This window comes from Rhizobacter sp. P2_G4, from assembly GCF_056403575.1.
The window spans coordinates 47,973-59,259 of sequence record NZ_JBFUFG010000018.1 but is presented as its reverse complement, the minus strand read 5'-3'; the positions used below and the strand labels follow the sequence as shown (position 1 = coordinate 59,259).

The window sequence follows — 11,287 nt, the reverse complement described above, 5'->3', positions numbered from 1 at the left end:
GAACACCAGCGTGAGCAGGTGGATGAGGATGGCGATGGGCAGCACGAAGCGCTCAGGCAACAGCGGCCCGAGCAGCTCCATGCCGATGTGGCCGGCATCGCGCACGCCGACCGCGCAGCCGAGCATGGTGACGTACAGCACCAGCAGCAAGGCCAGGCTCTCGGCCCAGGTGGGGGTGTTGTTCAGCACGTAGCGGCCGAACACCTGCCACAGCACCGCCAGCAGCAGCAGCACCAGGCCGGCCACGCCCACGCGCAGGCACAGCTTGGCGGTGGCCGCGCAAAACTTCGTGTACATCAGAGTTCCTTGAAGGGCGCGGGCCGCAGGGCGCCGCGCGCACGGCGGCGGCACAGGCCGCCGCGGGACAGTTCAGTCTTACTTCGTGTCCTGGATGCGCTTGACCAGATCCTTCAGCTTCGGGTCGGACAGGAACTTGTCGTACACCGGCTTCATCGCCGCCTGGAACGAAGCCTTGTCGACTTCGATGATCTCGGCGCCAGCGGCCTTCACCGTGGCGAGCGAGGTTTCTTCGCGCTCATCCCACAGCTTGCGCATGTAGGGCACCGACTCCTTGGCCGACTGGCGCAGGGCCTTCTGGTCTTCGGGGCTCAGGCCGTCGAACACCTTCTTCGAAAACAGCAGCACCTCCGGCGCCATCGAGTGTTCGGTCTTCGAGTAGTACTTGGCCACCTCGAAGTGGCGCGAGCTTTCATACGACGGATAGTTGTTCTCGGCGGCATCGACCAAACCGGTCTTCAACGCGGTATAGACCTCGCCGAAGGGCATGGGCGTGGCGTTCGCGCCCATCGCTTCGAGCAGCGAAACCCACAGGTCGGACTGCTGCACGCGCACCTTCAAGCCCTTGGCATCGGCCAAGGTCCTGATCGGCTTCTTCACCGTGTACATCGAGCGGGCGCCGCTGTCGTAATAGGCCAGGCCGACGAAGCCTTGCGCTTCACAGCTCTTCAGGATCTCTTCGCCGATGGGCCCGTCGAGCACGGCGCGCATGTGCTGCTTGGAGCGGAACAGAAAGGGCATCGTCGGCACGACCGTGGCCGGGCAGATGTTGTTCATCGGCGCGATGTTCACGCGCGTCATGGCGATGGCGCCGATCTTGGTCTGCTCGATGGTGTCCTTCTCGGCCCCCAGCGCGCTGTTGTTGAAGACCTTGATGCTGTGCTTGCCGTTGGTGAGCTTGGACAACGTCTCGCCCATGTGCTTGACCGCGAGCACGGTGGGGTAGTTGTCGGGGTGGATGTCGGTGGAGCGAAAGTCGGTGGCGTGCGCGGTGGCGGCGAGGCCGGCAACGGACAGCGCGGCCAGCAGCTTGCGGGAAGGGGTCATCGTGTCTCCGGGTACGGGATGTATGGCATTGGGTGTGGCGCCGGGCAAAAACTTCAGGCTCGGCGCGGACTTGGCGTCCTGGGGTCGACCCGATATCAAAAATCGGGACATGATGAATAGAATATCGAAACAATGTTTCAAGTTCACTAGGTGGATTCCATGAACACGCGAAAGCGGGTCGCCTTGTTTGGCGAATGCATGCTCGAACTGCAGGGACAGGCCTTCGGCGCCATGCAGCAAAGCTTCGGTGGCGACACCTTGAACACGGCGGTCTACCTGTCGCGCTGCGGCGCCTCGCGCGGCATCGAAGCGCACTACGCCACGGCGTTAGGCGACGACCGCTTCAGCACCGGCCTTGTCGAGCGCTGGCAGGCCGAAGGCGTGGGGGTCGACCTGGTGCAGCGGCTGCCGGGGCGTATGCCGGGGCTCTATCTCATCGAGGTCGACGACAAGGGCGAGCGCAGCTTCAGCTACTGGCGTGACACGAGTGCAGCCAAAGCCTATTTCGATGCGGCCCTCACGCCGCTGGAGCAGGCGCTGCCATCGTTGGATGCGCTGTACCTGAGCGGCATCAGCCTGGCCATCCTTCCACCGGCGGGCCGCGAGCGTCTGATCGCCGCGATGGCGCGCTTGCGCACGCAAGGCGGCACCGTGGTGTTCGACAACAACTACCGCCCGCGCCTGTGGCCCGACCGCCTGGTCGCGCGCGACTGGTTTGCCGAGGCTTATGCCCTGGCCAGCATCGCGCTGGTCACGGCCGATGACGAGCAGGCGGTGCAAGGCCTGCCGACGCTGGACGCTGCGATCTCGCACAGCCTCTCGCTGCCCTGCGCCGAGGTGGTGGTGAAGCGCGGTGCCGCGCCGACCCTCGTGCGGCGTGACGGCGAACCGTTGCGAGAAGTGCCCACCGAGCCGGTGCCACGCGTGGTCGATACCACGGCCGCTGGCGACTCCTTCGCGGCCGGCTACCTGGCAGTGCGCCTGAGCGGCGGCAGCACGCAAGAGGCCGCAACGCTGGGCAACCGGCTGGCGGCGCAGGTGATCCAGCACCGCGGGGCGCTGATCCCGCGCGAGGCCATGGCCGAATTGATGACGGGTTGAACTGCCCGATGAGGCGCGCCCCGTGGGTGCTTGTGGCGTGCGGCCTGCCGCTGGTTCCGCTGCTGTCCCGCGCAGCCTGCCCGGCGTGGCCTGCACCGCAGGTCGACGTGGTGGCGAACGGCTATTACACCGATGCGAAGCACTCCGAGGTGTCGGCCGGCTTGCAGGCACAGAACCGCGAGAGCACGGCGCTCGGGCGGCGCTTTCTCGCCGAGGTGTCGCGTGATGCCGATCGCTTTCACGGGAAAGGGCAGGGGCAAGGTGACCGCACGGCAGCCGAGTGCGCGCTCGATGGGCTCGTGGTTTGGGCGAAAGGCGGTGCGCTGCTCGGGCGCATGGTCGGGCCCTCGCAAGGCCAGCAGGCCGAGTACGAACGCAAGTGGCTGCTGGCCGGGCTGGCGCTCGCGTACCTGAAGCTCAAGCCTGCTGCGAGCGAGGCCCAGCGCGCCGTCATCGAGCCCTGGCTGGGCCATGTGGCCGATGCGATGTGGGTCTTCTGGGAAGACGCCGCCGGCCATCCCAGTGCGCACAAACGCAACAACCACTACACCTGGGCCGGCCTCGCGCTCGCTGCCACGGCGCTGGCCCAGGGCGACAACGTGCGGTGGGCGCGGGCGCACCGCGTGTTCACCGACACGCTGAACGAGATCGATGCACAGGGCCGGTTGCCGATGGAGATGGCTCGCGGCGCACGTGCCTTGCACTACCACGCCTTCACTGCCGGCCCCCTTGTCGTGATGGCGGCTTTGTCGCGCAGCAAGGGCGACGACTGGTTGGCGCAAGGCGATGCGGCCGACCGCCTGCAACGCCTGGTCGACGCGATCTTGCAAGGACTGCAAGCGCCCGCGGCGTTCTCGACCCAGGCACAAGAAATGCCGAGCGGCAGCACGCTGGCGTGGCTGGCGCTGTGGCAGAAACGAGACCGCCAGCCGGAGCGCATTGCGCCCTGGCTGGCGGGGGTGCCCAGCGTTCCCACGCTGGGCGGTGACCTCTCGCTGATGGCACGGCGCCCGTGGTGAGCGCCGCGCCGAGCTGGTCCTAGAACATCACGCGCAGAGCGCTTTCCCAGCCGGTGCCGGAGAAGTCGGTCTTGGTCGAGCCGTTGGCGTTGAAGCGCTCCTGGTTTTCGCGCACCAGCGACAGGTTGATCGACGTGCGCTTGCTCAGGAAGTAGGCGTAGCCCAGTGCGAAGCGAGTCGAATCCTGGTCGCCTGCCGCGTTGCCCTTGGCCGTGCGGTTGGTGTCGTCGATCTTGCGGTACGAGGTGCGGAACTCGCCCGAACCGATGGGCACGCGTGCGCCCACGGTGTAGACCACTTCACGGCCGGTGTTGGTGATGTTCAGGTCGGTCGAACGTGCGTACGTCGTCATGACACGGGCCACACCGAAGTCGTAGTAGGCGCCGAAGGTGACGGTCTTCAGTGCATCGCCGACGACGTTGGACACCGTGTCCTGTTCCTTCTGGTACGTGACCGCCATCGACAGCGGACCGCTGGCGTACATCAGGTGGCCGCCTTCGCCGCGCGTGCGGGTGCTTTCACCGGCCGCCATGATCAGGCCGGCATTGACGCCACCGAACGAGGGCGTGGTGTAGTAGACCGAGTTGTTCCACTGGTTGGCCGAGCGGGCGCCGCGCGTGCCCATGGAGGCGTAGCTGTCACCGAAGAAGGCTTCGTAGCGGCCGGCCACACCCAGGCCGTACTGCGGCGAGTGCACGCGGCCGATCTTCACTTCACCGAAGGCCTTGCTGTCCAGGCCCACCCACGACTTGTCTTTCCAGAACGCGGTGGTGTCGGTGATGGCGCCGGTGTCGGCGTTGAAGCGGTGCTCGATCATGAAGAAGGCGGTCAGGCCGCCACCCAGGTCTTCACGGCCTGAGAAGTTCAGGCGCGCATTCGAGCTCTCTGCGACCTGCCAGTTCTTGTCGGTGTTCTTGCTCAGGTCGATCGGTGCGTTCAGCACGCCCATGTCCAGGCGGCCCGAGATCACCATCTGGGCAGATGCTGCTGTGGACAGCACCGCCAGCGCCGCGGGCACCAGGGCCAATTTCAAATGCTTCATATAAGTCTCCAAGTTGTGTGTGCGCGGCGCGCCTGTCGCGCAGGCGGCAGGCCGCATCGGGGCGGCGCGATCAAGCGACCGACCCAGGGGTTGGCGAGAAGCGCGGCGGAGGGCGCTGAGGGGAAAAGGGACGGGGCGCTCGGCAGGTGCGCACCACCCATAAGTGATCTCTAGAGGTAGTCGTCTCGCTGGGGCGAGAACTGGTCGAGCAGCGTGCTGTTCGTTTCCAGTGCGACCACGCCATGCGTGTGGTGCTTGGGTGCGATGAACGCGTCGCCGGTGCGAAGCACCTTCTTGACGCCATTCACTTCGGCTTCGAACGAGCCGCTGATCACATAGGCGATCTGGTCGTGAAGGACATGCGAGTGCGGTGTGCCGATGGCGCCTTTGTCGAACTGGACCAGTACAGACATCAGCTCGGGCGTGTAGCCAACTATCTTGCGGCGGATGCCGTCTCCCAGCTCTGTCCAGGGCGTCGCTTCTTGGTCGAAATACGTGCTCATTTTTGCTCCTCCATCGCGGTGTTGTAGGGGATGACCCGAAGGCCTAAAGATCTTGTGAAACCGCGATTTGTGTGTACTATAGAGTCAACAATAAATTATTGAAACAGCGGTTCACTCAGAAAGAACTCAGATTCCGGGAAAGTCCTTACAAGGTCGTTACATCGACGCCACGGACTGGAACTGACGCAAGCTGAAGCCGCCGCAACCTGGAGCCACCTCATGGAAATTCGCCAGCCCGTTCACAGCGAGCACGCCAAGACTCTCGACACCACCGGCCTGCGCCAGCAGTTCCTGGTCGAGAACATCTTCGAGCCAGACCAGGTCACCCTGACCTACAGCCAGATCGACCGGATCATCGTGGGCGGCATCCAGCCGGTCACGAAGGCCGTGACCTTCTCGCCCGAGCTGGGCAAGCACACCGGCACCGACTTCTTCCTGCAGCGCCGCGAACTCGGCCTGATCAACATCGGCGGCGGCGCTCTGGTGGTGGTGGACGGCAAGACCTTCGAGGTCGCCCCGAAAGAGGCGCTCTATATCGGCCAGGGTGCCAAGGCGGTGGAATTCCGCAGCGTCGATTCGGCCAACCCCGCCAAGCTCTACTTCAATTGCGCGCCGGCTCACACCGCCTACCCGCACAAGAAGATCAACCTGTCGGAAGCCTCGCCCGAAACGCTGGGCGACGCCAAGACCAGCAACCGCCGCACCATCCACAAGTTCATCGTGCCCGACGTGCTGCCCACCTGCCAGCTGCTGATGGGCATGACGCAGCTCGAAGAAGGCAACCTGTGGAACACCATGCCGTGCCACCAGCACGACCGGCGCATGGAGGTGTACTTCTACTTCAACATGGACTCCAACGGCGTGGTCTTCCACATGATGGGCCAGCCGCAGGAGACGCGTCACATCGTCGTGCGCAACGAGCAGGCGGTGATCTCGCCGAGCTGGTCGATCCACTCCGGCGTGGGCACCCAGGCCTACACCTTCATCTGGGGCATGGTGGGTGAGAACCAGGTGTTCAAGGACATGGACCACGTGCCCATGACCGCCCTGCGCTGATCGCTGCCGCCACTCCTCGAACTTCCAAGACTGAATTCATGATCCTCGACAGCTTCAACCTCCAGAGCAAGGTCGCCATCGTCACCGGATGCGACACCGGCCTGGGCCAGGGCATGGCGCGCGCGCTTGCGCAAGCCGGTGCCGACATCGTCGGCGTCAATGTCACCGAGCCCAAGGAAACCATCGCGCAGGTCGAAGGCCTAGGCCGCCGCTTCCTCGACTTGCGGGCCAACCTCGGCGAGATCGGCTGCATTGACGGCCTGATCAAGCAGGCCGTCGGCGTGGCCGGGCATGTGGACATCCTGGTCAACAACGCCGGCATCATCCGCCGCGAAGACGCGCTCAAGTTCAGCGAGCGCGACTGGGACGACGTGATGAACATCAACGTCAAGACCGTCTTCTTCTTCTCGCAAGCCGTGGCGCGCCAGTTCATTGCCCAGGGCAACGGCGGCAAGATCATCAACGTGGCCTCGATGCTGTCCTTCCAGGGCGGCGTGCGCGTGCCCTCGTACACCGCCTCCAAGAGCGGCGTGATGGGCATCACCCGCCTGATGGCCAACGAATGGGCCACGCACCGCATCAACGTGAACGCGATCGCGCCGGGCTACATGGCCACCAACAACACCGCGGCCCTGCGTGCCGACGAAGGCCGCAGCTCCGCCATCCTCGATCGCATTCCGGCGGGCCGCTGGGGCACGCAGGACGACCTGGCCGGGCCGGTGGTGTTCCTCGCTTCGAAGGCGTCCGACTACGTCAACGGCTACACGGTGGCCGTGGACGGCGGCTGGCTCGCACGCTGAGCTGATCCATCACGGGTGAGGCGCCTTAGACGGGCGTCAATGGGGGCGCGGCAAGCACGCGTCTGGAGACAAGCTGGCCGCGCACTGCAGCGCCTGCCAGTCCACAAGGCACACGGGCCTGAGCCTGTGGCCGCAGGAGACCTTTCTATGTACGAGAACAAGCGAATCGGCTTTTTGTTCGTGCTGCCCTTCGTCCTGGGCGTGCTCGGCTTCAAGCTGTTTCCGTTCGTGATGAGCTTCGCGCTCAGCTTTTCCCAATACGACATCATCAGTCCGCCCCAGTTCGTGGGGATGGAGAACTACCAGGAGCTGGTCAAGGATCCGCTGTTCCACAAGTCCCTGGGTGTGACCCTGGCCTTCGTGGCGCTGACGGTGCCGATGCGCCTGGCCTTCGCGCTGTTCATCGCGCACGTGCTGAACTTCAAGCTGCGCGGCATCAACTTCTTCCGCTCGGCCTTCTACCTGCCGTCCATCCTGGGTGGCTCGATCGCGGTCAGCGTGCTGTGGCGCTTCATCTTCTCGCAGCACGGCCTGGTCAACATCGTGCTCGGCAAGTTCGGCATCGAGCCGGTGCTGTGGCTGGCCGACGAGAGCTGGTCGATGTGGACCATCGTGCTGCTCAACACCTGGCAGTTCGGCTCGGCGATGGTGATCTTCCTGGCCGCGCTGCAGAACGTGCCGCAGTCGCTGTACGAAGCAGCCGAGATCGACGGTGCCTCGAAGATGCAGCAGTTCTTCCGCATCACGGTGCCGCTGATCACGCCGGTGATCTTCTTCAACCTGATCATGCAGACGGTGCATGCCTTCCAGGAATTCAACGGTCCGTACATGGTGACCGAAGGAGGCCCGCTGCACGCCACCTACCTGCTGTCGCTCTACATCTACGACCAGAGCTTCAAGTTCTTCAACCTCGGCTACGGCAGTGCGTTGTCTTGGGTGATGTTCGCGCTGGTGGTGTCGCTCTCGGCCATTTCGTTCTGGAGCTCCAAGTACTGGGTCTTCTACTCGGGTGAGAAGGAGCAGAAGCGATGAGCGCAGTACTTTCACGCGAGACGGTCGCCAGCAACGACGAGGCGGCGCGCACACTGCGCCGCGAGCGCGCCAGCGCCGGCATGCGCTACGCCATCCTGATCGCGGTGGGCATCACCATGCTCTACCCGATGATCTGGCTGGTCGGTGCTTCGTTCAAGAGCAACTCCGAGATATTCAGCGAGGTGGGCTTCTGGCCTTCGCACTTCGACCTGACGGCTTACGCCAAGGGCTGGAAGACCAGCACCGAATACACCTTCGCAACGTACTTCCTGAACTCGTTCCTGATCATCATCCCGCGCATCATCGTGACGGTGATCTCGTGCGTGCTGGTGGCCTATGCCTTCGCGCGCTTCGAGTTCACCGGCAAGAAGCTGCTGTTCTCCATCATGGTCGGCACGATGATGCTGCCGCACATCATCCTGCGCATTCCGCAGTACCTGATGTTCAAGGAGTTCGGCTGGCTCGATACCTACGCGCCGCTGATCGTGCCCTCGGCCTTCGCAACCGACACCTTCTTCGTGTTCATGCTGGTGCAGTTCCTGCGCGGCATTCCACGCGACATGGAAGAGGCTGCGCAGATCGACGGCTGCAACGCGCTCCAGCTGCTGTGGCACATCATCGTGCCGCTGCTCAAGCCGGCCATCATCTCGGTCGTCGTCTTCCAGTTCATCTGGACCATGAATGACTTCATGGGTCCGCTGATCTATCTCTCCACCGTCGAGAAATACCCGGTGTCGCTGGCTCTGAAGATGAGCATCGGCGCGACCGAGGAAGTCGAGTGGGCCAGCGTCATCGCGATCTCGGTCGTCGCGCTGCTGCCCTCCATTGCCGTGTTCTTCGCGGCCCAACGTCACTTCATTGAAGGTGCTGCGTCCAGCGGCATCAAGGGTTGAATTGCCATGGCACAACTGAGCCTCAAGAAGATCGAAAAGGTCTACCCCAACGGATTCAAGGCGGTGCACGGCATCGACCTCCAGGTGCGCGACGGAGAGTTCATGGTCTTCGTCGGCCCCTCGGGCTGCGCCAAGAGCACGGTGCTGCGCATGATCGCCGGCCTCGAAGGCATCAGCGGTGGTGAGCTGCAGATCGGCAACACCGTGGTGAACAACCTCGCGCCCAAGCAGCGTGGCATTGCGATGGTGTTCCAGAACTACGCGCTGTACCCGCACATGAAGGTCTACGACAACCTGGCTTTCGGCCTGAAGCTGGCCGGCACCAAGAAGGCCGAGATCGACAGCCGCGTGCGCGAAGCCGCCAGGCTGCTCGAGATGGACCACCTGCTCGAGCGCTACCCGAAGCAGCTGTCGGGCGGTCAGGCGCAGCGCGTGGCCGTGGGCCGCGCGATCGTCAAGCGCCCGGAGGTGTTCCTGTTCGACGAGCCGCTGTCCAACCTGGACGCCAAGCTGCGCGCCTCGATGCGTGTGCGCCTGACCGAACTGCACCGCACGCTGCGCGAGCAGGGCAAGCCCTCCACCGTGGTCTACGTGACGCACGACCAAGTCGAGGCCATGACCATGGGTGAGCGCATCTGCGTGCTGAAAGACGGCACCATCCAGCAGGTCGACACGCCCACCGCGCTGTACGACCGGCCGGCCAATTCGTTCGTGGCCGGCTTCATCGGCTCGCCCGAAATGAACCTGCGCGACGGCATCGTCACCGAGGCGGGCGCCGGCGTCGCGCTCGCCATCGGCGGCACGCTGCTGCCGATACCCGAGGCCAAGGGCGCACGCCTGCGCCACATGATGGGCAAGCCGGTGAAGCTGGGCATCCGCCCCGAGCAGATCACCGCCGGCCAGGCCAAGGACGTGCAGGTCACGCTGGCGGAGGGCACGGTGCGCTTCGTCGAACACATGGGCAGCGAGGTGTTCGTGCACTTCGACCTGGGCGGCGTGCCTTTCACGTGCCGGGTTCCAGCCGACCAACTCTGTGGCATCGAGCTAAAGGGGCGCGGTGAACGCCACACCTTCGGATTCCAGATGGGCCTGTGCCACGCCTTCGATTCCGAGACCGGCGCCAACCTGCTGTTGTGACGCGCGGCTCGACCTCAAAACCAACATACCGATTTCGGAGACAACCAAGATGAACCGACGTACCAGCCTGCTCGCAGGCGCAGCACTGGCCGCCTCTCTGCTGGCCGCACCGATGGCCCGTGCAGAAGACGCCACCCTGCGCTTTTCATGGTGGGGCGCAGGCGCCCGCCACGAGGCCACGCTGAAAGCCATCGCCGCTTTCGAGGCCAAGAACCCCGGCATCAAGATCAAGGCCGAGTACATGGGCTTCCAGGGTTACCTGGAGCGCCTGTCGACCCAGATCGCCGGCGGCTCAGAGCCCGACCTGATGCAGATCAACTGGGCGTGGATCACCCAGTTCTCCAAGACGGGTGAGGGCTTCTACGACCTCAACAAGCAGAAGAGCCTGCTCACGCTGAACCAGTTCAGTGATGCCGACATCAAGACCGGCGTGATGAACGGCAAGCTCAACGCGCTGCCTGCGTCGTTCACCGCGCGGGTGATGCTGTGGAACAAGGCGGCCTGGGACCGCGTGGGCCTGCCCATGCCGACCACCTGGGAGCAGCTGCAGGCCTCGGGCCCGGTGTTCCAGCAGAAGGCCGGCGACAAGGCCTACGCGATCGACGGCGAGCTGTACGACATGCTGCTGCTGACGCAGGCTTACATCCAGCAGAAGTACGGCACGCCCTATGTGAGCCCGACCGCACCCAAGGTGGCGATGAGCGAAGCCGCAGTGCTCGAATGGGTGCAGCTGTACAAGAAGCTGGCCACCAACCACACCGCCGTGCCGCTGCCGCTGCGCGCCTCGCTCGGCGGTGCCGAGAAGCCCACCGAGCAGCAGCAGGACTGGGTGGTCGGCAACTGGGCCGGCAACTACACCTGGGACTCGACCATCGGCGTGCGCAACAGCACGCTCAACAAGGACCAGAAGCTGGACGTGGGCGAGTTCCTGATGCTGCCCAACGCCAAGAACTCCGGCATGTTCGGTCGCCCGACGCTGATGTTCGCGGTCAGCAAAAAAACCAAGCACCCCGAGGCCGCGGCCAAGTTCCTCAACTACATCCTGACCGATGTGGATGCGGGCGCGATTCTGGGTCTCACGCGTGGGGTGCCGTCGGCCGATGCGCAGTTCCGCGCGCTGATCCGCAGCGACACGCTGAAGGGCAACGACCTGAAGGCCTACCTGCAGATCAAGAAGCTCAAGGACGCCGGCCAGATCGACCTGCCGTCACCGCTGTTCGAGAACGCCCGCTTTCAGAAGTTCATGCGCGAAGTCTTCGAGACGGTGGCCTACAACAAGGTCAGCGAGCAAGAGGCTGCCAAGCGCCTGTTCAGCGAGGGCAACACCCTGCTCCAGCGCATCAAGTGATGCACATGATTT

General features: G+C 64.3%; 12 protein-coding genes. 8 read left to right on the top strand and 4 right to left on the bottom strand.

Annotation, left to right across the window (positions count from 1 at the left end; genetic code table 11):
* Together AC1DYS_RS31230 and AC1DYS_RS31225 are read right to left on the bottom strand one after the other, a co-directional pair.
* Positions 1–297, bottom strand: a 297-nt coding sequence (locus tag AC1DYS_RS31230; RefSeq protein WP_477905841.1) for a TRAP transporter small permease, incomplete at its 3' end; no start/stop codon positions are given.
* 78 nt (positions 298–375) lie between these two features.
* The gene (locus tag AC1DYS_RS31225) at positions 376–1,344 is read right to left on the bottom strand and encodes a TRAP transporter substrate-binding protein (protein ID WP_477905839.1); all 969 of its coding nucleotides are present in this window, start codon (positions 1,342–1,344) and stop codon (positions 376–378) included.
* Between the two features lie 159 nt (positions 1,345–1,503).
* On the opposite strand from AC1DYS_RS31225, the gene AC1DYS_RS31220 reads away from it, so the two are divergent.
* Positions 1,504–2,445 carry a sugar kinase gene (locus AC1DYS_RS31220; protein ID WP_477905837.1) on the top strand — a complete coding sequence of 314 codons (942 nt, stop codon included), beginning with the start codon at positions 1,504–1,506 and terminating at the stop codon, positions 2,443–2,445.
* 8 nt (positions 2,446–2,453) lie between these two features.
* Entirely contained in the window at positions 2,454–3,464 is a 1,011-nt protein-coding gene (locus tag AC1DYS_RS31215) for an alginate lyase family protein (protein ID WP_477905835.1), read from the top strand.
* Between the two features lie 19 nt (positions 3,465–3,483).
* Here the strand turns inward: AC1DYS_RS31215 and AC1DYS_RS31210 are convergent, their stop codons facing one another.
* A complete protein-coding gene (locus AC1DYS_RS31210) occupies positions 3,484–4,506 on the bottom strand; it encodes a porin (RefSeq protein WP_477905833.1) in 1,023 nt (340 codons plus the stop codon).
* Between the two features lie 170 nt (positions 4,507–4,676).
* Positions 4,677–5,009 (bottom strand): cupin domain-containing protein, encoded by a 333-nt coding sequence (locus AC1DYS_RS31205; protein ID WP_477905831.1) that lies wholly within the window; start codon positions 5,007–5,009, stop codon positions 4,677–4,679.
* Positions 5,010–5,228: 219 nt separating this feature from the next.
* On the opposite strand from AC1DYS_RS31205, the gene kduI reads away from it, so the two are divergent.
* The 6 genes from kduI (at position 5,229) to AC1DYS_RS31175 (ending at position 11,275) form a co-directional block, all read left to right on the top strand.
* The gene (gene kduI / locus AC1DYS_RS31200; protein WP_477905830.1) at positions 5,229–6,065 is read left to right on the top strand and encodes a 5-dehydro-4-deoxy-D-glucuronate isomerase; all 837 of its coding nucleotides are present in this window, start codon (positions 5,229–5,231) and stop codon (positions 6,063–6,065) included.
* 38 nt (positions 6,066–6,103) lie between these two features.
* Positions 6,104–6,865, top strand: a complete 762-nt coding sequence (kduD, locus tag AC1DYS_RS31195; protein WP_477905828.1) for a 2-dehydro-3-deoxy-D-gluconate 5-dehydrogenase KduD — start codon at positions 6,104–6,106, stop codon at positions 6,863–6,865.
* Between the two features lie 147 nt (positions 6,866–7,012).
* Entirely contained in the window at positions 7,013–7,897 is an 885-nt protein-coding gene (locus tag AC1DYS_RS31190) for a carbohydrate ABC transporter permease (protein WP_477905827.1), read from the top strand.
* A complete protein-coding gene (locus tag AC1DYS_RS31185) occupies positions 7,894–8,790 on the top strand; it encodes a carbohydrate ABC transporter permease (RefSeq protein WP_477905825.1) in 897 nt (298 codons plus the stop codon). The genes AC1DYS_RS31190 and AC1DYS_RS31185 overlap by 4 nt, the downstream gene beginning before the upstream one ends.
* 6 nt (positions 8,791–8,796) lie before the next feature.
* The gene (locus tag AC1DYS_RS31180) at positions 8,797–9,927 is read left to right on the top strand and encodes an ABC transporter ATP-binding protein (protein ID WP_477905823.1); all 1,131 of its coding nucleotides are present in this window, start codon (positions 8,797–8,799) and stop codon (positions 9,925–9,927) included.
* 49 nt (positions 9,928–9,976) lie between these two features.
* Positions 9,977–11,275, top strand: a complete 1,299-nt coding sequence (locus AC1DYS_RS31175; RefSeq protein ID WP_477905822.1) for an ABC transporter substrate-binding protein — start codon at positions 9,977–9,979, stop codon at positions 11,273–11,275.
* The last annotated feature ends 12 nt before the right edge of the window (positions 11,276–11,287 follow it).